The following is a 23,164-nucleotide window of genomic DNA, read 5'->3' on the forward strand; positions in this document are numbered from 1 at the left end:
GTATTCCAGCGGCGTTCCTTTTCAGACGAAAGGCTGCGGCGTACTGGATGCCCGCTCAAGGCGGGGCATGACAGCGAGTTTGTGGATCGGCCCGCCCTCACCCCGCCGGAACCATCACGACGCCCTTGTCCTTGGGCCAGCGCACCCGCCAGGCGAAGTTGATGTCTTTGACATCGCCGGGCCTGGCCTCGAACGCCCATTCCAGCACGCCGCGCCTGTCGCGGATGTTGGTGGTGGTCGCCGGCGTCGAGGCGGGCAGCATCTCGACCACGATGTCCTCGTTCTCACTGACCGGCAGCTGGTCCTGGATCGCGACCTTGATCGGGAAGTCGTGGCCGTTGCGCACCGTGGTCTTGAAGGCGCGCTCGTCGGTCTTCGATGTGGTCACGATCAGGCCGGCGGAGCCCTCGTTGCGCTTCACCACCGTGCGCTCGATCTTGACCTTGTCGTCGGCACCGAAGCCGAGCCGCACGGTCTCGTCCTTGGCGGTCGCCGCCATCCGGCCGCGGCCGACGAAGATGCCGTCGCGATAGATCGAGACCCGCCCCGGCAGCAGCGGCGCATCGTCGGCCTGCACGAAGCTCGCCTCGAGGAACGCGGTCGGGTCGATCACCGGCACCGCGCGGATCGCGAGGTCGGGCGTGATCTTCGTGGTCGAGATGCGCAGGCTCTTTGCGCCTTCATTGGCTGCGACGCTGACGCGGCCGGGGATCTTGAAACTGGCCTGGAAGGCGCTGGTCTCTGCGACAGCCTCGCGTTCCTCTGCGGGTCTGACGGCCATGTCGGCCATCGCCGCCGAAGACACCGGAGCCGGCATGGCGCGCTGCTGTAAACCGTCGACCGCCTTGCCCGCCGCCATCGGCAGCAGCGGCTTCGGGTATTGCACGAGCAGCGGGTTGAGGTCGGGCGCATTGCCGCCGCGCGCGACGTGCACGGTGGAAACGACCAGCGCGACGTTCGACCAATCCTCCCCGGTCGACTGCGTGATCTCGGCGCGCCGCACCAGCTCGAGCGCAGGCTTGCGGTCCCTGGCGCCGGCGTCGAGACGGGCGTCATAAACCGGCATCCAGCGGGCGTTACGCACCGCGTAGGTCACGCGCAACGTCGCCTTCGTCGCGGCGGCCGAAGCGACCTCGATCCTGACCTCGAGCTTGCTAGGCGGCTTGGTGGCGCGATCGGCCTCGAGACGCGCCAGCTCGCGATCGATGTCGCGCTGCTTGCGCGTGGCATCGCGGATGGCGTTGTCGGCGGTCGCCACCTCATCGGCGACGGCGGAGAACGCCGTGCGCCACTCGCTCACCGGACGCGCTTCGCCCTTTTCGCCGATACCGACCGGCGACGCCTCGGCAAAATGTTCGGCAAACTTCCTGCGCGCCTCGGCCGACGCGATGAGGCCTTGCAGATCCTCGCGCTGGTCCTTCAGCGCCTCGATGCGCTTGTCGATCTCCGGAAGGTTGGCCGGCGGAGCGAGATGCGGCGGCCGTGCGTCGATCGCGCCGATCGTCAGCGCTGAACCGGCCTCGCCCTCGACCCGCAGCGAAGACGGATCGAGCCCCAACGGGAAATCCTTCGCGACGAGCGTGTTGTCGCCGGCCGGCAGATCCAGCGTCATGACGCGGGAGACGCTCGCGCCGTCGGGATAGACGGTGACGGCATCGACATTGGAGGCCGCATCGAGATCGGCCGCCTGCAGTGGGCCGGCAACCAGGGTGCTCACCAGCACGAGGCTGGTGGTGACGAGACAATTGGCAATCAATCGCATGGTATCCCTCCGGAAGCGCCGCATCGCGCACGAGATGTCGAGGGTGCGCCCGGTCGACCGGCGCACCGCTCCTCGTGCTGAGACGCGGCGAGGAAGGAACTGGTTCGATTGAGGTGTCGGTGCGGCGCGACGGTGGCGCCGCCACGGCCGGCAGGTGGCGCGGCGATGTCTCTCGAACCTCAGCGCGCGGTTCTGCGCCGGATCAGGAGAAAGTTCGGCACGAGACCGACCAGCGTCAACGCGGCCATGATCCACCAGCCGCGCTGGAAGGCTGCGATTCTGTCGGCCATCGAGACTGGCGTCGCAACGATCGCGACAAAGATCGCAACGCCGATTGCCAGCGCGGACTGCCGGATCATGTTGATCACGCCGGAGCCGGTCGCAAACGAGGACGGCGGCAGGGAACCGGCGCCGACGCCCATCAGGGTCGGAAAGGTCAACCCGACACCGACGCCGGTGAACATCATGCCGATGATGAAGGCCGGCAGGTTGACCTCCGCGCCGAGGAAGGTGGCCCAGATGCCCAGCGCGGCTGCAAAGCTCAGGATGCCGGCGGCGATGACCGGCGCCGCGCCAAACCGCGCGATCAAGCGGCCGGCGAACAGCAGCGAGGTGAACGGCACGAGCAGCGGACCCGGCGCGATCGCAAGACCGGTCTTCAGCGCCGACCAGCCCCACACGGTTTGATCCCACAGGGCGACGGAGAGCAGCATGGCGCCGAACGCCGCCGTGTAAGGCGCGATCACCAACGAGGCGCCGGTGAACGGCCGCACCGAGAACAGCGCGGGATCGACGAACGGATTCTGCGATCTGAGGCAATGCCAGGCGAACGCCGCAAGGCTGCTCACGGCTATGGCGAAGCCGATCACGATGCCGAGCGAGTTCCATCCCCAATCGTTCGCCTTCACGATCGCAAACGTCAGCGCGCCGATGCCGCAGGTCACGAGCAGGGCCGCCCAGAAGCTCGGGCGCGGCGCGTCGTGGCCTGGCACCTCGGGCAGGCGCAACCAGCCGACCACGATCGCGACCAGGCCGATCGGCACGTTGACGATGAAGATCCAGCGCCAGTCGAACGTCACCAGCACTCCGCCGACCAACGGTCCCAGCGCTGCCGCAAGGCCGCCGACCGCCGTCCAGGTACGCACCGCGCCGGCCCGCTGCTCCGCCGGAAAGGACGCCAGCAGCAGGCCGATCGACGTCGGCGTCATCAGCGCGGCACCTGCGGCCTGCGCGATCCGGGCAATGACCAGGAATTCGACGTTGCGCGCCAGCGCGCACGCCGCCGAAGCGGCGGTGAACAGCGCGACGCCGAGCAGGAAGCTCAGATTGCGGCTATGCCGTTCGGCGAGCCGCCCGAAGAAGACCAGCAGCGCGGCATAGGCGATCGCATAGCCGTTCAGGATCCAGGAGAGATCCTCTAGCGAGGCGTCGTGGTACTCCCGTGCGATGTTCGGCAGCCCGACATTGACGATGAAGAGGTCGAGATTGGCGAGGCAGATGCCGACCGAGACGATCGCGAGGACCATTCGCGGGGATGCCGTTGCCGCACGGCGCCGCGGCCGCTCGGCAGGGGCCACCGGCAGATCGATCGTCTCCGCATCCACTTCCGACATCACGCTCTCCGGATTATGTGCATATGCATCTATTGCAAGTAGGTGCATATGCATGTAATTGTCAAGCCTGCTTTGGAGGCAACAAGCGATGGCGGGGACCGAAACGACCAGGTGCAATCTCACGGCGTTCCGCAAGGCGACGCGGCGCGTGTCGCAGCTCTACGACGCGATTCTCGCGCCGTCGGGACTACGTGGCACGCAACGCGCAATTCTTGTCCGCATCGCCAGATCGGAATCGTTGGCGATGGGCGAGCTTGCCGCGGCAATGGTGCTCGACCGCACCGCCCTCACCCACAACCTCAAGCCGCTGCAGCGCGATGGCCTGGTCAGCGTCGTCACCGACAAGGACGACCGCCGCTCCCGCCGGGTGCGATTGACCAAACGCGGCGAGGCCGCGCTTGCGGAATCGCATGACGCCTGGCGACGGGCGCAGCAGCAGTTCGAGACCGCCTTTGGCGCGAAACAGGCGGCCGATCTGCGGCAAACGCTGGAGATGATCGCGGCACTCGACTTCGGCGAAGTGTCGCCGGCCGCGTAACGCACGTGCAAATGAAAGCGGCCCGGCGTTGTCGCCGGGCCGCTTAATGTCAGGCCATCGAGCTCGGTCGAGACCTCAGCTATAGATCTCGAACAGGCCGGCGCCGCCCTGGCCGCCGCCGATGCACATGGTCACGACGCCCCACTTGGCCTTGCGGCGGCGACCTTCCTGCAGCAGGTGGCCGGTGAGCCGGGCGCCGGTCATGCCGAAGGGATGGCCGATCGCGATCGAGCCGCCATTGACGTTGTACTTCTCGGGATCGATGCCGAGCTGGTCGCGCGAATACAGGCACTGGCTGGCGAAGGCTTCGTTGAGCTCCCAGAGATCGATGTCTTCGATCTTCAGGCCGTGACGCTTCAGCAGCTTCGGCACGGCGAACACCGGTCCGATGCCCATCTCGTCGGGCTCGCAGCCGGCCGAGGCCCAGGCCACGAAACGGCCCATCGGGTTGAGGCCGCGCTTCTCGGCATCCTTGGCTTCCATCAGCACCACGGCGGCGGCGCCGTCGGAGAGCTGGCTGGCATTGCCGGCGGTAACGTACTTGCCCGGGCCCTTGACCGGCTCGAGCTTGGCGAGACCTTCCAGCGTGGTTTCGGGACGGTTGCACTCGTCGCGATCAACGACGTAGTCGACGATCGACTCAGCCTTGGTCGCCTTGTCGACCACCTTCATCTGGGTCTTCATCGGGACGATTTCGTCCTTGAACTTGTTGGCCTGCTGGGCGGCGGCCATGCGGCGCTGCGACTCCAGCGAATACTCGTCCTGGTATTCGCGGCTGAGCTTGTAGCGCTCGGCGACGATGTCGGCGGTGTCGATCATCGCCATGAAGATGTCGGGCGCGGTCTTCAGCAGGTCGGGATCGATCGATTCCTTCGGCGTGCCGCCGCCGGGAATCGAGATGCTCTCGACGCCGCCGGCGACGATGCAATCGGAACCGTCGGAACGAATGCTGTTGGCGGCCATCGCGATGGTCTGCAGTCCCGACGAGCAGAAACGGTTCACCGAGACGCCGGCGGTCGACTTCGGCAGGCCGGCGAGCAGCGCCGCCTGGCGGCCGATGTTCGGCGCGCCGTGCGCGCAATTGCCGAGGTAACAATCCTCGACATACTCCTTGTCGACGCCGGCGCGTTCGACCGCGTGCTTGACGGCGTGCGCAGCCAGCGACATCGGCGCGGTGATGTTGAATCCGCCACGGCCGGACTTCGCCAGGCCAGTGCGCGCATAGGAAACGATTACGGCTTCACGCATTGTTTTCTCCCTCTGAGATCGCCGGATAGTGGCGCGTCTTGACGCCTTCGTACACCTAATTTCGACCGGTACAATAGCAATACCGGTGGCCGCCCAAGCACAAACGCCGCCTCCGGGACCGGAGACGGCGTTCTGTTCCGCAGATCGGAATATCTCGGCTTTCGATCAAATTCGTAGGGTGGGTTAGCCGAAGGCGTAACCCACCATTGCAGCGGCGAGAGACGTGGTGGGTTACGCTGCGCTAACCCACCCTACGACCTACGGCCTTGGTCTAGAACGTCAGCGCCTTGGCCTGCTTGACCTGCGGCAAGGCCTGCACCTTGGTGAGCAGATCCGCCGGCACCGTGCCGTCGACCTCGACCAGCGCGATCGCATCGCCGCCTTGCTTGACGCGGCCGAGATGGAAGGTCGCGATGTTGATCTTGGCATCGCCGAGCAGGCTCGCGAACGCGCCGATGAAGCCGGGCTTGTCCTCGTTGGTGACGTAGATCATCGACTTGCCGAACTCGGCGTCGACGCGGATGCCCTTGATGTCGACCAGCCGCGGCTTGCCGTCGGCATAGACGGTACCGGACACCGAACGCTGCTGCCGCTCGGTGGTGACGGTGACCGTGATCAGGCTCTCATAGTCGCTTTGGGCGGCGCGGACGATCTCGTCCACCACCATGCCGCGCTCTTTTGCCACCACGGGCGCCGAGACCACGTTGACCTCGCCCAGCATCGGACGCAGCAGGCCGGACAATACTGCCGAGGTGATCGCCTTGATCTTCATCTCGGCGACGTGGCCTTCATAGGTGATCTCGGTCTTGACGATGCCGCTCTCGGTGAGCTGGCCGGCGAACGAGCCGAGCTTTTCGGCGAGCTCGATGAACGGCTTCAGCTTCGGTGCCTCTTCGGCCGTGATCGAGGGGAAGTTGACCGCATTCGAGATCGCGCCCGAGAGCAAATAGTCCGACATCTGCTCGGCGACCTGCAGCGCGACGTTCTCCTGCGCCTCCGTGGTGGAGGCGCCGAGATGCGGGGTGCAGATCACGTTGGGATGGCCGAACAGCACGTTCGAGGTCGCCGGCTCCTCGACGAACACATCGAAGGCGGCGCCCGCGACGTGCTTGGAGTTCAGGGCATCGACCAGCGCCTGCTCGTCGACCAGGCCGCCGCGGGCGCAATTGATGATGCGCACGCCCTGCTTCATCTTGGCGATCGCCGCCGCGTCGATCAGGTTCTTGGTCTTCTCGGTCAGCGGGGTGTGCAGCGTGATGAAATCGGCGCGCTTGAACAGATCGTCGAGCTCGACCTTCTCGACGCCGATGTCCTTGGCACGCTCCGGCGACAGGAACGGATCGAACGCGATCACCTTCATGCGCAGGCCGAGCGCGCGGTCGGCGACGATCGAGCCGATATTGCCGCAGCCGACGACGCCGAGCGTCTTGGCGGTGATCTCGACGCCCATGAAGCGGTTCTTCTCCCACTTGCCGGCCTGGGTCGAGGCGTCGGCCTGCGGGATCTCGCGCGCCAGCGCCAGCATCAGGGTGATGGCGTGCTCGGCGGTCGTGATCGAATTGCCGAACGGCGTATTCATCACGATGATGCCCTTGGCGGTCGCGGCCGGGATCTCGACATTGTCGACGCCGATACCGGCGCGGCCGATCACCTTCAACCGGTTGGCCTTCTCGAGCAGCTTTGCGGTCGCCTTGGTCGCGGAGCGGATCGCAAGCCCGTCATAATTGCCGATGATCTCGGCGAGCTTTTCCTTGTCCTTGCCGAGATTGGGCTGGAAGTCGACCTCGACGCCGCGGTCTTTGAAGATCTGCACGGCGGCGGGAGACAGCGCGTCGGAAATGAGAACCTTGGGTTTTGACATGGGAACTGTTCCTGGGCCTTCCTCGAAGGAAGGATCGGCCATCAAGGACCGGAATGGGTGAAGTCTCGGAACGATCTCTTTCCCTCTCCCCGTTCTTACGGGGAGAGGGTTAGGGTGAGGGGCATGTATCCCCAGACATGGTGAGAGTTGAACTCGCGGTGAGTCCCCCTCACCCAGATCGCATCTCACGATGCGATCTGACCTCTCCCCGCACGCGGGGCGAGGTGAAGGAGAGCTACGCGGCCTTCGGCAGCGCGGCCTTGGTCTCGGCGAAGGCCCAGTCGATCCACTGCGTCAGCAGTTCGACGTCCTTGGCTTCAACAGTGGCACCGCACCAGATCCGCAAGCCGGCCGGCGCATCGCGGTAATAGGCGAAGTCGAAGCCGGCGTTCTCCTTCTCGACCAGCGCGACCAGCTTCTTGCAGAAGTCGGCCTGGACGTCAGCGGGAAGCGAGGTGATCGCGGGATCGGTGAACTTCAGGCACACCGAGGTGTTGGAACGGATCGACGCGTCCTTGGCCAGGAAATCGATCCACGGCGTCTTCGCCTTCCAGTCGGCGATCGCCCTGGTGTTGGCATCGGCACGCGCGATCAAGGCCTTCAGGCCGCCGATCGACTTCGCCCAATGCAGCGCGTCGAGATAATCCTCGACGCAGAGCATCGACGGCGTGTTGATGGTCTCGCCCTCGAAGATGCCCTGGTTGAGCTTGCCGCCCTTGGTCAGGCGGAAAATCTTCGGCAGCGGCCAGGCCGGCTTGTAGCTCTCGAGCCGTTCCACCGCGCGCGGGCTGAGGATCAGCATGCCGTGCGCCGCCTCGCCGCCGAGCGCCTTCTGCCAGGAGAAGGTGACGACATCGAGCTTGGCGAAGTCGAGCGGTTGCGCGAAGGCGGCCGAGGTGGCGTCGCAGATCGTCAGGCCTTCGCGGTCCGCGCGGATCCAGTCCGCGTTCGGCACGCGCACGCCCGAGGTGGTGCCGTTCCAGGTGAACACGACGTCGGAGTTCTGATCGACCTTGGAAAGATCGGGGATGTCACCGTAGGCCGCGTTGAGCTTGGTGACGTCCTTCAGCTTCAATTCCTTGACGATGTCGCTGACCCAGCCCTCGCCGAAGGATTCCCAGGCGAGCGTGGTAACGGGCCGGGCACCGAGCAGCGACCACAGCGCCATCTCGACCGCGCCGGTATCCGACGCCGGCACGATGCCGATCTTGTAATCGGCGGGCACCTCGAGCACTTCGCGCGTCAGTTCGATCGCGAGCTTGAGCTTGGCCTTGCCGACCTTCGCGCGATGCGAGCGGCCGAGGGCTGCGTCCTTGAGATTGTCGGGGTTCCAGCCGGGGCGCTTGGCACAGGGGCCGGAGGAAAAATGCGGCACGTGAGGCCGCGAAGCGGGCTTCGCTGCAGTCATAATCTACCCTTCCAGATAGCTGCCTCTCGGTGGGGAGAGGTTTCCCGCCGCCGGAGATAGTGGAAGGGCACCCAAACGTCAAGGAAGTTCGGACGTGTCGGGACGCTCGCCCGGATCACAGCCGATTGATGCGGCCTCCTCGATCGGCTGCATCGCCCCCTGATCGAGCAGATCGGCTGCCAGCGTTACCAGCTTAACCGCCTTGCGCCGGCTCGATATCTTCAAAATGCTCTTCTCGCCGGCCTGCACGATGTATTCGTTGCCGACCCGCACGATCGAATAGTCCGACATCTGAAATCCCCAAGCTGCCGCCGCGCCCCGTGGGAGACGCTGACATAGCCCAGTCGTTCCTCCCCGTAAAATCACGGAGATCGGCTTAGTTTATTGGTCCTTAACCCGATAGCGGAGCGAGAACCACCGCAGGCACGCAAGAGCTGAGCGTGCAACTCGATGCGCACATCTCAGAACCGAATCACCATGCCGAGATGACTGCGCGAAAATCCGAGCCGTTCATAGAAGCGCTGCGCATCGACGCGCGTGTGATGCGTCAGCAGCTCGACCAGCATGCAGCCTTTCGCGCGCGCTTCCGCCACCGCCCACTGCACCAGCTGCTCGCCGATGCCGCGGCCGCGACAATGGCTTGCGACGCGAACGTCCTCGAGCAATCCGCGCGAACTGCCCTGCGAGCTCAAGCCCGGCAGCACGGCGAGCTGCAGGCACCCGACGACGGTGCCGTCGCCGTCGACGGCGACGACGAGCTGCAGATTGGGATCGCGATCGACCCGCTCGAACGCCTGGTAGTAGCTTTGCGGCAGCGGATCCTCGATCCGCTCGCGCGGCCCGCCGAGCGGATCGTCCGCCAGCATGCCGATGATGACGGCAACATCGTCGCGGCGGGCGCGGCGAATGGTGACGGGTGAAGTCGTGGTCATCCGTTCGACCCGATGTCAGCGCGCCGGCGACAGGCCGAGCTCGCGCTCGACATCGGCGATCCAGCGGCAAATCGCGCCATAGCGCTCGAGCGCGAGGCCGCCTTCATGCGCGAGGCGCGTATAGGCGACGAGCGAGACGTCGGCGAGCGAGAACGCCTCGCCCACCAGGAAGCGCGCATCGGCAAGGCGCCGCTCCAGCTGATCGAGCGCGCCATGGCCGCGCTTCAACAGGTTCGGATCGATGTCCGAGACGGCCTTGCCGAGATACACGGTGTGAAAGCGGCAGACCGCCACATAGGGCTCGTGGCCGTTCTGCTCCCAGAACATCCAGGCATCCATCTGGGCCGCGCGATAGGGATCGGCCGGAATGAGCTCGCTGCCGCGCGCGAGGTAGCGGATGATGGCGTTGGATTGCGCCAGCGTCCTGCCGTCGTCGAGCTGCACGGTCGGCACCTGGCCCCAATCGTTCATCGCGAGGAATTCTGCGGTCCGGCTGCCGCCCTTCATGATGTCGATCTCGACCCATGTGTAGGGCAGCGACAGCCTGTCGCATACCCATTTCACCTTCAGGCAATTGCCCGAATTGGTGTCGCCGTAGATTTTCATCCGATCGCGCTCCCCGGCACGATGAAGGTTCATCGCGCTCGTGCGAGCGATATCGGATCAGCCGCGACTTGCGGAGTCAAGCCGAAGCGAAGGCAGGGCTAGAACTTGTAGCCGAGACCGACGCGCACCGTGTTGACGCTGGTGTCGACCACGGTGGTGTAGCGGGCGTATTCCCACTCGGCACGCATGAACAGCCCGGCCATCAGAGCGACATCGATGCCGAGGCCGCCGCTGTAACCGACCACCAGGTTGTTATGCCGGACGTCGGTCGCGCCGTTGACGAACGGCTGCGACCACGGGCCCAGCGCAGAGGTGGCGATGGAATCGTAGATGGTGACGGTGCGCGAGATGTTGGCATTACCGAACCCGACGCCGCCGAAGATGTAAGGCAGGAAGCAGCCGTAAGCATAGGCGGCGCGGCCGCGGAACGTGGCCATGTCGGTGATCTGGATCGACGCGGACGAATCGACGCGCACGTCGTGGAAGAAGCTGTCGGTCAGCGCCGCGCCGCTGATCAATTCCTTGCTCGCGGTCGAGGTGCCGCCATACGCGCCGTGCAAGTAGCTCACTTCGGCACCAACCACGACGTCGTCGAACTGCCAGTTGTAGCCGGCAAAGCCGCCGAACCCGGTCCCGTGTTGCGAGACCTTGCCGAGCCCGAGATTCCAATTCTGGACATCCATCTGCTGGATCACGTTGTGATCGAGCAGCGGCGTAAGCAGGTTGGTGTTGGAGCCACCGAAGTTCTCGGTCGACGTTCCGTAGCCGGCCTGGCCGCCGACATAGAAGCCGGCCCAGTTGGTGCTCGACCGCGTCAGCCCGTCGGTGAGACCGCCGCGCAGAACGGGAAGATCGGGAAGATCGGCGGCGTGCGCAGCCGTCACCGCCCCGAACATCATCGCCGCCAGCCACAACCTACGCATCGCAACGCTCCATCCACCACCGGACTACATGCTGATCATCGCCTGTTAACCTTAACCAATCGTTGTCGCGGGCCGCATTTCACACGCTGACGTCGTGAGCGCGCGACAAAGCAAAACGGCGCGGGATGATCCCGCGCCGTCTGCAATCGTTAACCGATGAAGGCTCTCGTTAACTCTTGGATCAACCCTTGCGGATCAGCGGCATTGCCGGCGGCGGGGGCGGCACGTCGCAGCAAGGCAGGTTGAAGCGGACGCCGAGCTTCACGTCCTGCGAGGTGATGTCGCGGAACTGGAAGGTCGAGACGCCTGTCGGGGTGCCGTCGAAGAAGTGGCCCTGGCCCTGACCGGCGGTGCCCATGTCGAGATAGCGATACGCCAGTTCGACCGTGAAGTTCTGGTTCACCCGGTAGGCGACACCGGCGTGCACGGCCCAGGCGAGGTTGGTCTTGGTCGCACCGTCGGCGATGTAGGAGCTGGAACCGACGCCGCCCGGGAAGGTGGCGTTGTCGGAGAAAGCCGACGTATGGATGCTCGCGGCACCGACACCGGCACCGATGAACGGGGTCAGGCACCACCAGGTTCCGAGATCGGCGTAGACGTTGACGAGGCCGACCCAGCTCGAATAGCCGCCGTGATAGGTGTCGCCGAGCGACGACGGCGGCGTTCCGGGGAAGGTGAAGAAGTCGGTGCCGTTGAAGCTGACCTTGGAGCGATACTCACCGGTGATGTCAGCACGGAACCAGCTGTTGAACTGGTAGCCGACGCCGACGCCGTAGATCATGCCGCCGTCGAAGCCGGTGCCATACTGATTGAAGGCGGTGCCTGCCGGCAGCGTGTCATAGAGATTGGTGTGCAGCTTGCCGGTGCTGTTGGCCATGCCGACGTCGCCGCGCAGATACCAGCCGCCGAAGTCCTGGACCGGCGGAGGGGCATACGCCATCGGAGGCGGCGCCGCGATGGGCATGTCGGCGGCAAACGCCACCGTGGACAACAGGGATGCCGCGCCCGCGGCAATCAGAGACTTAACGCTACGCATTGGCTTCGTCCTTTTGCCAAGTGAGGCGTCAAGAAAAGCCCCACGTCTGAAACTCACGTGCTGGACGATGGCAGCAAATACTTAAGCGGCACTTAACCCTAATTTTTAAGGTTGATTTTTTCTCACTGATTTTCGTGGCTGTTGCTTATGGGTTGATAAAAAGCGTGCGCGTGCGCCGCAAAACATGGCGAACGCGCCACAAGTGCTAACGATGTCTTGATGTGCAGGCGCCGTTCGCCGCGCACGCGCCGCTCGTGTTAGCGAATGCTTAATGCAACCGCCCCGCCCTCGCCGCGACAGAGGCTCAGCGAACGGCCTTCGGCATCTTGGGCAGGAACACCGCAAGCAGCCCGATCGCCGGCAGGAAGGCGCAGAGCTGGTAGACGAAGGCGATCGAGGTGTGGTCGGCAAGCTTGCCGAGCACGGCGGCGCCGAGGCCCCCGATGCCGAAGGCGACGCCGAAGAACACGCCGGAGATCATGCCGAAGCGATGCGGCATCAGCTCCTGCGCGAACACGATGATCGCCGATGTCGCCGACGAGATGATCAGGCCGATCACCACCGTCAGCACGGCGCTCGCGAACAGGCCGGCATAGGGCAGCGCCAGCGTGAACGGCAGCGCGCCGAGGATCGAGAACCAGATCACGTATTTGCGGCCGAAGCGATCGCCGAGCGGACCGCCGATGAACGCGCCGGCGGCGTTGGCGGCGAGGAAGATGAAGAGATAGAACTGCGCGCCCTGCGTCGACACGCCGAACCGGTCGATCAGATAGAAGATGTAGTAGCTCGACAGGCTCGAGACGTAGAGCTGCTTGGAGAACATCAGCGCGACGAGCACGACGAGCGCGATCATCACCCGCCGCTGGTCGGGATGATCGGGATGCCGCTCGATCACGGCAGCCTTCTTCGCCGCGACCTGCGGCTTGTACCAGACGCCGATGCGCCACAGGATCACGATGGCGAGGAACGCGATCGAGGAGAACCACGCGATCGAAGGCTGGCCGAACGGCACCACGATCAAGGCCGCGAGCACCGGCCCCATCGAAGTGCCGAAGCTGCCGCCGAGCTGGAACACCGATTGCGCGAAGCCGTAGCGTCCGCCCGAGGCCAGCCGCGCGATGCGCGACGATTCCGGGTGGAACACTGCGGAGCCGAGGCCGATCAGCGCGGCCGCGACGAGGATCATGCCGTAGCTGTGCGCCACGCTGAGCAGCAGCAGGCCGACGAAGGTCGAGCCCATGCCGATCGAGAGCGAGAACGGCTGCGCCTTCTTGTCGGTGAAATGCCCGACCAGCGGCTGCAGCAGCGATGCGGTGAACTGGAATGCCAGCGTGATCATGCCGATCTGCGCGAAGTCGAGCGCGTAGTTCTCCTTCAGGATCGGATAGACCGAGGCGATCAGCGACTGCATCGTGTCGTTGAGGAAGTGCGAGAAGCTGATGCCGGCGAGCACGACATAGGCCGGCCCGGCGGCGGCCGCCTTCGCGGCCAGCGCAGGCGTCAGCTCAGGCACCAGCACCGGCTCGCCCAGTGCCTCTTCGCTCACGACAGGCTTGTTCAATGCAGCATTCCCGGCAGCGGATTCGCAAAAATACCTCCGTGTCGTACGACGCGGAGGTGGTTGCGACCAGTTGCGTTAGCCGATGGCTGCGATGCGCGTGTTGGCCAGCGATGCTGAGACAGGTCTATCACCGTCATCCTGAGGTGGCCGCTTCTTCAGCGGCCCTGAAGGATGCGCGGCCACCAGCCAGGCCGATTCATCCTTCGAGGCTCGCGAAGTGCTCGCACCTCAGGATGACGGGATTGGCGCACAAGCTTTGGGAATCAACGCCCCTTACGCCGCCGCTTGCCCCAGTGCATGGACGATGGTGTCGACGACGTCCTCGACCAGGATGCGGTCGTCGCCCTCGCCCATGACGCGGATCACCGGCTCGGTGCCGGAGGGACGGATCAGCAAGCGGCCATGGCCGTTGAGGCGCTTCTCGCCGTCGGTGATCGCCGACTTCACCTCGGCATCGTCGAGCGGCTTGCCGCTGCGATAGCGGACATTCTTGAGGATCTGCGGCAGCGGTTCAAAGCGCCGGCAGACCTCCGAGACCGGGCGACGCAACTTCTGCACCACCGCCAGCACCTGCAGCGCGGCGACGAAACCGTCGCCGGTGGTGGCATAGTCGGACAGGATGATGTGGCCGGACTGCTCGCCGCCGAGATTGTAGCCGCCGCTCAGCATCTGCTCGAGCACGTAGCGGTCGCCGACCGGGGTGCGGATCAGCTGCACGCCATGGCCCTGCAGGAAGCGCTCCAGCCCGAGATTGGACATCACGGTGGCGACGATGCCGGGCTTCGAAAGCCGGCCGTCTTCCTTCCAGCTCTGCGCGATCACCGCGAGCAGCTGGTCGCCGTCGACGATGTGGCCGCGCTCGTCGACCAGGATGACGCGATCGGCGTCGCCATCGAGCGCGATGCCGATGTCGGCGCGCATCTCGCGCACCTTCTTCGACAGCGCCTCCGGCGAGGTCGAGCCGCATTCCTTGTTGATGTTGAAGCCGTCGGGTTCGACGCCCATCGCCACCACGTCGGCGCCGAGCTCCCAGAGCGCTTCCGGCACCACCTTGTAGGCGGCGCCGTTGGCGCAATCGATCACGACGCGCAGGCCGTCGAGCGAGAGCTCGCGCGGCAGCGTGCGCTTGGCGAATTCGATGTAGCGGTCGTGGACGCCGTCGATGCGGCGGGCGCGGCCGAGGCTCGCGCTCTGCGCCAGGCGGCGGTCGAGCGATTCGTCGAGCAGCTGCTCGATCTGCTTCTCGACGTCGTCGGACAGCTTGAAGCCCTGCGGGCCGAACAGCTTGATGCCGTTGTCCTCGAACAGATTGTGCGAGGCCGAGATCATGACGCCGAGATCGGCGCGCATCGACTTGGTCAGCATCGCGACCGCCGGCGTCGGCATCGGGCCGAGCAGCAGCACGTCCATGCCAACGGAGGTGAAGCCCGCGACCATGGCGTATTCGATCATGTAGCCGGAGAGCCGCGTGTCCTTGCCGATCACGACGCGATGGCGATGGTCGCCGCGCTGAAACACCAGGCCGGCAGCCTGACCCACCTTGAGCGCGAGCTCCGGCGTGATCAGCCCGTTGGCGCGGCCCCGAATCCCGTCGGTCCCGAAATATTTGCGGCTCATGTCACCCCCACACGGACCTCTCGACCACCCGACGAGAGAGTCCCGAACGCCCACCAGTCTAGCGTGCATCGGCCTTATAGACTGTCAGGCGCTAAAAGGACTTCAAAAAATATGATGAATCATTACCGCCATCGAACCCTTGGGTTCGAGCTTAAGGCACTGAAAAGTATATAATTATTGTCTCAAGCGCAAGCCGGACGAGGCCCGATGCCAGCTAATCCTGGCCGTTGCGCTTGACGTGCCGGTCGCCCTTGGTGGGCGCCGGCTGGGTCACGTTGACGGGGTCGGAGCCAGGAAAGGTTTCCTCCAACCCCTCCTCCAGCGCCTCATCGAGCCGGCGCTTTTCCGCACTGTCGTCTGCCTTCGGCTTGGAGCCTGATTGCGTCATCGTGCGCTCCTTTTCGTCCTCGATTTGGCACGCCGTCTAACCATGCTAGATGACGGCAAGATCGAACTCCTACAAGGCTTGCGACAACAAGAAGGGCCGGGAACCTCCATGAAGCACATTACCTGCATCGAAGATTTGCGCCAGCTGCACAAGCGCCGCGTGCCCCGGGCGTTTTTCGATTATGCGGATCGCGGCTCCTATACCGAGGACACGCTGCGCGCCAATTCCGCGGACCTGCAGCAGATCAAGTTCCGCCAGCGCATCCTGGTCGACGTTTCCAAGCGCAGCCTGGCGACCACGATCCTCGGCGAGCCGGCGGCGATGCCGCTGATTCTGGCGCCGGTCGGCCTGCTCGGCATGCAGCATGGCGACGGCGAGATCTACGCCTGCCGGGCGGCACAGGCGGCCGGCATCCCGTTCACCCAGAGCACGATGTCGATCTGCTCGATCGAGGACATTGCGGCATCGGTCGACAAGCCGTTCTGGTTCCAGCTCTACGTCATGAGGGATCGCGGCTTCATCAAGGCGCTGATCGAGCGCGCGATCGCGGCGAAGTGCTCGGCGCTGGTGCTGACCGTCGACCTCCAGGTGATCGGCCAGCGCCATCAGGACATCAAGAACGGCATGACGGTGCCGCCGGAATGGTCGCTGTCGAAGCTGATCGACTTCGCCACCAAGCCGGCCTGGGTCTCCGGCGTGCTGCAAGGCAAGCGCCGCACCTTCGGCAACATCGCTGGCCACGTGAAGGGCACCGAGGACCTGACCAAGCTGTCGGAATGGACGGCGTCGCAGTTCGACACCTCGCTGAACTGGAAGGACATCGACTGGATCCGCTCGATCTGGCCGGGCAAGCTGATCCTCAAGGGCATCCTCGACGTCGAGGACGCCGAGCTCGCCGCCAAGACCGGCGCGCAGGCGATCGTGGTCTCCAACCATGGCGGCCGGCAACTCGACGGCGCGCCGTCGTCGATCGAGGTGCTGCCGGAGATCGTCGACGAGGTCGGCGACAAGCTCGAGGTCATGTTCGACGGCGGCATCCGCACCGGCATGGACATCATGCGCGCGCTGGCGCTGGGCGCCAAGTCCTGCATGATCGGCCGCGCCTATGCCTACGGGCTGGGGGCGGGCGGTCAGGAGGGAGTCGCGAAAGCGCTCGATATTCTGGCGAAGGAGCTCACCACCACGATGGGCCTGTGCGGCGTCAACACGATCGCCGAGATCGACGACAAGGTGCTGGCCGTCTAGCTCTCCGCCGCTCGTTAAGCCGTCGTCCCGGCCTTCGCCGGGACGACGTGTTGAGAGAGTTTTGCTTCGCCTCACATCGGCGGCGTGATCCCGTCGCGGCCGACATTGACGCGGTTGGCTTCGAGCGTGCCGTCGTCCTTCTTCACCGCGCCGAAGATGATGATCTTGGCGCCCGCCTTCAGCTCGGACTTGTCGCCGGTGACGAAGGTGACGACCGGAGTGCCCGGCGGCACCACGACCTTCTTCTCGCCGTCCTTGTACTTCACCAGAATGTTCTGGCCGTCGGTGCCCTTCACCGTCTCGGCGACGGTGGCGTTGGTCATGGTCGAGTTGGCGCGCAGGTCCCAGGGACGAAAACCTTCGGCGGCGCCGCGCTGGTTCTCCGGGAAGATGTGAACCGCGATCGCCTTCTGCGTGCCGTCGGGTTCCGGCATCGCGGTGACGCCGATATAGGAGCCGGGCTTGATCTCCGCGAGATCGGTCTTGGCGACGCCGAACACCGCGACATTGTCCGTCGTGCGCACCTTCATGTCGGTGCCGTCGCGCGATTTGATCGACAGCATCGCTCCGTCGACCGCCTCGATGGTGCCGCGGATCCGCGTCATCGGCGGCTGCTGCGCGGAGGCGATCGAGGTCAAGGCAACGGCGAATAGCGCCGCGAACAGCAGTGATTTCGGCATGGAATGTCCCTCTCGGAGGTGTTGGCTGGCGGAGTCAGGAACACCGAAACGTCGAGGGTATTCCGTGCCTCTCGTCGGGAGATACGCGTTGGACGCGGCGTTTGTTACTCTTCGTCGTCCCGGGCAAGCGAAGCGCGGCCCGGGACGCATAACTACAGGGTCGCGTTGTTGATGCAGGCTGTGGCCTCAGCGAGTTCGATCACGCAAAGCGCTCGCTATGGGTCTCGGCCTTGGTCGGGACGACGTGTTGGGTGAGTTTCGCGGCAGCCGTCACATCGGCGGCGTGATGCCGTCGTGGCCGACGCTGACGCGGTTGGTCTCGAGCGAGCCGTCCGGCAGCTTCTTCATGAAGGCGATGATCTTGGCGCCGGCCTTGAGATCCGACTTGTCGCCGGGGACATAGGTCACGACAGGCGTGTCCGACGGCACCTCGACCTTCTTCTCGCCGTCCTTGTATTTGACCAGCAACGTATGGCCGTCATTGCCGACGACCGACTCCGCGACCGTCGCATTGGTCATGCTGCTGTTCGGCTTGAGATCGTAGGGCCGCGAGCCTTCGCCGGTGCCGCGCATGTTTTCCGGGAAGACATGCACCTCGACCGCCTTCGGCACGCCGTCGGAACCGGGCACGGTGGTGGTGCCGATGAAGGAACCGACCTTGATCTCCGACAACCCGATCTTGGTGAGGCCGAGCACGACCATGTTGCCGGCCATGTGCAGCTTGACCTCCTCGCCGCTGCGCGACTTCACCGCGAGCGTCTCGCCGTCGACGCCCTCGACGGTTCCGCGCACCCGCGTCGGTGTCGGCGGCTGCTGCGCCAGCGCGGCGAGCGTGGATGCCGTCACCATTGCGACGGCGATGAACGGACGGATGACGGCGGAACGGCGGGACGGCATGGCGGGAACTCCAGGCGAGGACAGAGGCTGACCTAGCACTGGACACCCGCGCTGTGATGCTATTCCGCGCCTCAAGTCTTTGTGAGATCGGCCTCGACCAGCGCGCGCAACTCCGCCGTCACCTGCGGGCGCTGCCCAAACCACAATTCGAAGCCGCGCACCGCCTGGTGCAGCAGCATGCCGAGCCCATCGGCGGTCTTCAGGGAGCGCGCCTCGGCCGCCGCGAGCAGCGGCGTCAATAGCGGCACATAGACAAGATCGGAAACGACTGCGTGCTGCGGCAGCAGCCCGACATCGACCGCGAGCGCCGGCTGGCCGTGCATGCCGAGCGACGTCGTGTTCACCAGCAGCCCCGCGCGCGGCAACAAATCATCGACCGCATTCCATGTCGCCGGCTGCACCTGGGAGCCGAACCGATCGGCGAGCGCGCGGGCGCGATCGATCGTGCGGTTGACCAGATGCACCCGCGCTATGCCGCGCTCGATCAGCCCGAACACGACCGCGCGCGCCGCGCCGCCGGCGCCGAGCACCAGCGCGTCCGTCGTCTTGTCCCAGCCCGGCGCGCAGGCATCGAGATTGTTGATGAAGCCCTCGACATCGGTGTTGGTCGAGCGCAATTCCCCGTCGGCAAACCACAGCGTGTTGGCGGCGCCGACGGTGCGGGCGCGCTCATCCGGCGTCGACAACGCCAGCGCCTGCTCCTTGTGCGGAATGGTGACATTGGCGCCGACGAAGCCGCGCAACGACAGGCGGAAGATGAAGTCCTTGAACTCGCCGGGCGGCACCGCCTCGATCACATAGCCGCCCTCGATGCCGAGCGTGCGCAGCCAGTAATGATGGATCAGCGGCGAGCGCGAATGCGCTGCCGGCCATCCGATCAGGCACGCGGCGCGGGTTTTGGTCGTCGATGTCATGCGCGGATCCTGCTTCGTCCCCCCCTGAAATCGAGCAAGCCGCGTCAAGTGTCAATGCATGGTCATCACGACGACATGATCACGATTAAATCTAGGATTGTGCGCTTGAAACAGGACCCCTCTTGGTAGATGATGCGGTCTTTCCAGCGCGTCCATTTTCAAACAGGAGTTTCCACGATGCCCAAAGAGTTCGGCCAAGGCATTTTCAGCGCATATCGGCAAGACGGCGTCCTGCATGTGGTCGCGACCGGCCAGAAGCCGACCCTGCAGACCAAGGTCACGATCGACCAATTGCCGTTCATGATCTTCCCGCCCGAATTCGCGCTCAACTTCGAAACCGACGGCATCACCAGCCCGATCGTCGTTCCCTTCGACATCGATCAGGCCATTCCGAGCTACCCGAAGACTGTCAAGTTCGTGATCATCGTCGACAAGAACGGAACCCACAAAATCGACATCGTTGACAAGCCGGACAGCGTCGGCAACGCGACGACAGATCCGACCGCGGCGAATTTCGTCGTGTATCAGCAGATCGGCACCGATCGCTACATGATCGCCAAGTCCGACGCGATCGTTCCGGCCATCTACTTCAAGGTGTTCGGCCCGGACACCTATGCCAAGTGCCAAGCCTATGTCGCCGCGCACACGAAACCGGTCGTTCCTGAGCTGGACATCGTTCCGGGATCGCTCGATGCATGGATCGATCGTATGCCCGGACCGGGGCCCGGCCCCAAGCTGATCGTGACGGTCGATGCGGTCGTCGAGGTCGATTGGACCGTCACCCTGGTGTCGGCCGTTCCGCAAGGCATCAATCCGCTCGACAAGCTGCTGAGGTTCGACATCGTGCTCCCCACCGGCCCCGTGCACAGCAATGCGATGATGAAGAAGTCATTCCGTTACGAGGAAACGCCGGCGCAGCAGAACTACACCGACGTGACGATCGAGAACGGCGGCAGTGGCGCGTCGACGAAGGTCAAGACCGTCAATTAGATTTCGACCGGTCGCAACGACCGCAGAGATCAACGTCAGCAATATTATGCAGGCTGGCTCCTTTGTGGAGTCAGCTTGTGCTGGATTCAGTCGATTTGTCTGGCCGTTGCGACGACGAGCAGACTGAGCGCGAATGCGATGGCCGCTGCGAACCAGATCGCAGCCAGGTTGATCCAGCGATAGGCGAGCGCCCCGAGCAGCGCACCGATCACCAGCGCCGCCCATAGCGACAGATTTGGCAGCCAGGCCCAGCGTGCGCCGCCGGTCAGTGCGGCCGCGGCGAACTGACCGACCTTGACCAGCGCCCCGGTCATATAGGTGAGGCCGAGGCCGGCGCCGCCATCGATCTGGAACACGGCATTCTCCAGACCCATCGCCAGCACGATCGCGGCAACCGCGAGGTTCGGCAGGCCGAATGCGTAGGCCAGCGCAGCTCCAGCGAGCAGCAACGCTTCGGCCAGCAGGATCAGCGGCTGGCGATGCGGGAGCCGGCTGAGCACGATCAGGCTGCCGGCCGCGGCGCCCCCGACAAACAGGACGATCAGCCCCAGCGCCTCCAGCGCATGCTCCCAATGCCCCTCGGCCAGGGTCACGCCAAGCCGCGTCGAGTTGCCGCTCATGAAGGAGACGAACAGGCCGCCGAGATGCAGATAGCCGATGCCGTCGACATAACCGGCCAACGCGCTCAGCGAGCAGGCCAGCGCCAGGTTACGGCGGGATTGAAGCATGATGTTCGAGAACCACTGCGCATCGAAAGCCGCAGTGTTCATGAAAGCGGTCGACTTGGAAAGGGATTGAAAGCGTAAAGCGTGATGGCAACCATCCCGTCATTCCGGGACGATGCCAAGCATCGAACCCGGAATGACGGTCGCATCATCACGCCGCGTCGCGGTGCGCGGCGATGATCTGGTCGGCGGCGCGGCCGGTCACTTCGGCCATGCGGTCGAACTGGCGGGTGAAGGTGCCGGCGCCGGCGGTGGCCGAGCGCAGCTCCACGATCAGGTCGCCGATCTCGGCTTCCGGCATCGTGGCGCGGACGCAGTCCCAGCCGCTCCAGCCGTCGCGGGTATCGAAGCCGAGGATCTGGCCGCGACGCGCCGACAGGATCGCGTTGATCTTGGCGGTGGCCTCCGTCGGACAGACGATCTCGACCAGGTGGATCGGCTCCAGCAGCACCGGCTGGCACTGCGGCAGCGCCTCGTTGATTCCCATCCTTGCGGCGGTGCGGAACGCGAGGTCGGAGGAATCGACGCTGTGATAGGAGCCGTCGGTCAGTGTGACGTCGACGTCGATGACCGGGAAGCCGAGCGGCCCACGTGCCAGCGCGTCGACGACGCCCTCCTCGACCGCGCCGATATAGTTGCGCGGCACCGCGCCGCCGACCACCTTCTCGTGGAATTCGAAGCCGGTCCCGCGCGGCTTCGGCTTGACGTCGAGCACGACGTCGCCGAACTGGCCGTGGCCGCCGGACTGCTTCTTGTGCCGGCCGCGCTGGGTGACGGCCTTGCGGATGGTCTCCTGGTAGCCGATCGCCGGCGGGTGCGATTTGACGCTGACGCCGTAGCGGTCCTTGAGCCGCTCCTGCGCGACGCGCAGATGCATCTCGCCCTGTCCCCACAGCACGGTGTCGTGGGTGCGCGGGTTCTGGATCATGGTCAGCGACGGATCCTCCTCGTTCAGCCGCAGCAGCGCCTGGCCGAGCTTGACGTCGTCCTTGCGGTCGGTCGCCGCTATCGAGATCGACAGTACCGGCGCCGCCGCATCGACCTTCGCCAGCGAAGCTGGCGCGGTCTTGCCGCTCGAGACGGTGTCGCCGGTCTTGATCGCATCGAGCTTGCCGAGCGCGACGCTGTCGCCGGCCTCCGCCGACGGACGCTTGCTGTCATGCGCGCCCGAGACCGCCAGGATGCCGGAGACGCGCCCGCTCTCGCCGGACGACGATTGCAGCGTCGCGCCGTCGTCGAGCTTGCCGGCGAGCAGGCGCGCGAACGACAGCTTGCCGCCGTGCTGCAGATGCACGGTCTTGAACACGTAAGCCAGCGCGTCCTTCGCCTGCTTCACGCCGAGCCGCTTCGCGGTCTCGGCGACGCCGGGCGCCTCATGGCGCAGCGCCTTCATCAGGCGCAGCACGCCGTGCTCGCGCCCGGCCGAGCCGAGCAGCACCGGACAGATCAGGCCGTCGCGCAATTCGCGCGCGAGATCGTCGAACACGGCATCGCGCGGCGGCTGGATGTCCTCCAGCAGCTGCTCCATCAGCGCGTCGTCATGGTCGGCGAGCTTCTCCAGCATCGAGAAGCGGGCTTCCTTCTCGCGATCGAGATTGCCGCCGGCGAGCTCGACCACCTCCGACGGCTTGTGCTCGCGATAGACGAAGGCGCGCTCCAGCGCGAGATCGACGAAACCTTCGATCAGATCGCCGTTCCAGATCGGGATCTGGCGCAGCACCAGCGGCACGCGCGAGGCCGGCTGCAAGGTGGCGAGCGTCTCGCGGATGCGCTTGTTGGCGCGATCGATCTTGTTCAGGAACAGGAAACGGGGAATGCCGAGCTCCTCGAGCTCGCGCAGGATGATCTGCAACTGCGGCAGCTTCTTCTCGTCCGCCTCGCAGACCACGACCGCGGCATCGACCGCCGGCAACGCGGCACGCATGTCGTGCGCGAACTCGACCGAGCCGGGACAATCGATGAAGGTGTAGCTGTCCCCCATGAAGCTGGTGCTGGCTGCGGTGAGGCCGACGCCCATCTTGTGCTGGCGTGCCTCGGGGCTGGCATCGCCGACGCAGGTTCCGGCATCGACGCTGCCGGCTGACTTGATGGCGCCCGTGCGCGCCAGGATCGCTTCCAGAAGTGTGGTTTTACCGCTTTGGAAAGGGCCCACCAGCGCGATGCACCGTGGACCTCGGGGACTTCTGACGTCTTGTCCCATTGCCGCCTCCTCGCTTTGGA

Annotated in this window: 21 protein-coding genes; 3 read left to right on the forward strand and 18 right to left on the reverse strand. The window is 65.1% G+C overall.

The genetic code is table 11. The features are described from left to right. Positions 1–97: 97 nt before the first annotated feature. Positions 98–1,762, reverse strand: a complete 1,665-nt coding sequence (locus tag IC762_RS29060) for a mucoidy inhibitor MuiA family protein (RefSeq protein ID WP_195785592.1) — start codon at positions 1,760–1,762, stop codon at positions 98–100. A gap of 179 nt (positions 1,763–1,941) precedes the next feature. Continuing rightward, entirely contained in the window at positions 1,942–3,375 is a 1,434-nt protein-coding gene (locus IC762_RS29065) for an MFS transporter (RefSeq protein ID WP_195785593.1), read from the reverse strand. Positions 3,376–3,463: 88 nt separating this feature from the next. Here IC762_RS29065 and IC762_RS29070 point away from each other — a divergent pair, with 88 nt between their 5' ends. Next, positions 3,464–3,913 (forward strand): MarR family winged helix-turn-helix transcriptional regulator, encoded by a 450-nt coding sequence (locus IC762_RS29070; RefSeq protein WP_195785594.1) that lies wholly within the window; start codon positions 3,464–3,466, stop codon positions 3,911–3,913. Between the two features lie 75 nt (positions 3,914–3,988). Here IC762_RS29070 and IC762_RS29075 read toward each other — a convergent pair whose 3' ends face one another. The 11 genes from IC762_RS29075 to IC762_RS29120 all read right to left on the reverse strand — a co-directional run bounded on the left by IC762_RS29075 (position 3,989) and on the right by IC762_RS29120 (position 15,493). Then, positions 3,989–5,161, reverse strand: coding sequence for a thiolase family protein (locus IC762_RS29075; protein ID WP_195785595.1), 1,173 nt, complete (start codon positions 5,159–5,161; stop codon positions 3,989–3,991). Between the two features lie 271 nt (positions 5,162–5,432). After that, positions 5,433–7,022 (reverse strand): phosphoglycerate dehydrogenase, encoded by a 1,590-nt coding sequence (gene serA, locus IC762_RS29080; RefSeq protein WP_195785596.1) that lies wholly within the window; start codon positions 7,020–7,022, stop codon positions 5,433–5,435. A 235-nt stretch (positions 7,023–7,257) separates the two neighbouring features. Beyond that, entirely contained in the window at positions 7,258–8,430 is a 1,173-nt protein-coding gene (locus IC762_RS29085; protein WP_195785597.1) for a phosphoserine transaminase, read from the reverse strand. A 78-nt stretch (positions 8,431–8,508) separates the two neighbouring features. Then, on the reverse strand, positions 8,509–8,721 hold the full coding sequence (locus IC762_RS29090) for a hypothetical protein (RefSeq protein WP_195785598.1): 213 nt from the start codon (positions 8,719–8,721) through the stop codon (positions 8,509–8,511). Between the two features lie 170 nt (positions 8,722–8,891). After that, positions 8,892–9,362 carry a GNAT family N-acetyltransferase gene (locus IC762_RS35385; RefSeq protein WP_246801280.1) on the reverse strand — a complete coding sequence of 157 codons (471 nt, stop codon included), beginning with the start codon at positions 9,360–9,362 and terminating at the stop codon, positions 8,892–8,894. Between the two features lie 15 nt (positions 9,363–9,377). After that, positions 9,378–9,968, reverse strand: coding sequence for a glutathione S-transferase family protein (locus tag IC762_RS35390; protein WP_246801281.1), 591 nt, complete (start codon positions 9,966–9,968; stop codon positions 9,378–9,380). 98 nt (positions 9,969–10,066) lie between these two features. After that, positions 10,067–10,891: an outer membrane protein gene (locus tag IC762_RS29100; protein ID WP_195785599.1), complete on the reverse strand. Its 825-nt coding sequence runs from the start codon at positions 10,889–10,891 to the stop codon at positions 10,067–10,069. Positions 10,892–11,072: 181 nt separating this feature from the next. Next, entirely contained in the window at positions 11,073–11,927 is an 855-nt protein-coding gene (locus IC762_RS29105) for an outer membrane protein (protein WP_195785600.1), read from the reverse strand. A 304-nt stretch (positions 11,928–12,231) separates the two neighbouring features. Then, positions 12,232–13,488 carry an MFS transporter gene (locus tag IC762_RS29110; RefSeq protein WP_195785601.1) on the reverse strand — a complete coding sequence of 419 codons (1,257 nt, stop codon included), beginning with the start codon at positions 13,486–13,488 and terminating at the stop codon, positions 12,232–12,234. A 273-nt stretch (positions 13,489–13,761) separates the two neighbouring features. Next, complete coding sequence (glmM, locus tag IC762_RS29115; protein ID WP_195785602.1) at positions 13,762–15,105, reverse strand: phosphoglucosamine mutase; 1,344 nt, start codon at positions 15,103–15,105, stop codon at positions 13,762–13,764. Between the two features lie 214 nt (positions 15,106–15,319). Further along, positions 15,320–15,493 carry a hypothetical protein gene (locus IC762_RS29120; RefSeq protein WP_195785603.1) on the reverse strand — a complete coding sequence of 58 codons (174 nt, stop codon included), beginning with the start codon at positions 15,491–15,493 and terminating at the stop codon, positions 15,320–15,322. 108 nt (positions 15,494–15,601) lie between these two features. Here IC762_RS29120 and IC762_RS29125 point away from each other — a divergent pair, with 108 nt between their 5' ends. Then, a complete protein-coding gene (locus IC762_RS29125; protein WP_195785604.1) occupies positions 15,602–16,738 on the forward strand; it encodes an alpha-hydroxy acid oxidase in 1,137 nt (378 codons plus the stop codon). 71 nt (positions 16,739–16,809) lie between these two features. On the opposite strand, the gene IC762_RS29130 is transcribed toward IC762_RS29125, so the two are convergent. The 3 genes from IC762_RS29130 to IC762_RS29140 all read right to left on the reverse strand — a co-directional run bounded on the left by IC762_RS29130 (position 16,810) and on the right by IC762_RS29140 (position 19,229). Next, positions 16,810–17,418, reverse strand: a complete 609-nt coding sequence (locus IC762_RS29130; protein WP_195785605.1) for a hypothetical protein — start codon at positions 17,416–17,418, stop codon at positions 16,810–16,812. A gap of 270 nt (positions 17,419–17,688) precedes the next feature. Beyond that, positions 17,689–18,267, reverse strand: coding sequence for a hypothetical protein (locus IC762_RS29135; protein ID WP_433995926.1), 579 nt, complete (start codon positions 18,265–18,267; stop codon positions 17,689–17,691). Positions 18,268–18,386: 119 nt separating this feature from the next. Further along, positions 18,387–19,229, reverse strand: coding sequence for a shikimate dehydrogenase (locus tag IC762_RS29140; RefSeq protein WP_195785607.1), 843 nt, complete (start codon positions 19,227–19,229; stop codon positions 18,387–18,389). Positions 19,230–19,406: 177 nt separating this feature from the next. On the opposite strand from IC762_RS29140, the gene IC762_RS29145 reads away from it, so the two are divergent. Continuing rightward, entirely contained in the window at positions 19,407–20,219 is an 813-nt protein-coding gene (locus IC762_RS29145) for a hypothetical protein (protein ID WP_195785608.1), read from the forward strand. A gap of 86 nt (positions 20,220–20,305) precedes the next feature. Here the strand turns inward: IC762_RS29145 and IC762_RS29150 are convergent, their stop codons facing one another. Both IC762_RS29150 and IC762_RS29155 read right to left on the reverse strand, forming a co-directional pair. After that, positions 20,306–20,947 carry a YoaK family protein gene (locus tag IC762_RS29150; protein ID WP_195790329.1) on the reverse strand — a complete coding sequence of 214 codons (642 nt, stop codon included), beginning with the start codon at positions 20,945–20,947 and terminating at the stop codon, positions 20,306–20,308. A 148-nt stretch (positions 20,948–21,095) separates the two neighbouring features. Further along, on the reverse strand, positions 21,096–23,144 hold the full coding sequence (locus IC762_RS29155; RefSeq protein WP_195785609.1) for an elongation factor G: 2,049 nt from the start codon (positions 23,142–23,144) through the stop codon (positions 21,096–21,098). Between the last annotated feature and the right edge of the window lie 20 nt (positions 23,145–23,164).

This window comes from Bradyrhizobium genosp. L (assembly GCF_015624485.1).
Classification (GTDB): Bacteria; Pseudomonadota; Alphaproteobacteria; order Rhizobiales; family Xanthobacteraceae; genus Bradyrhizobium.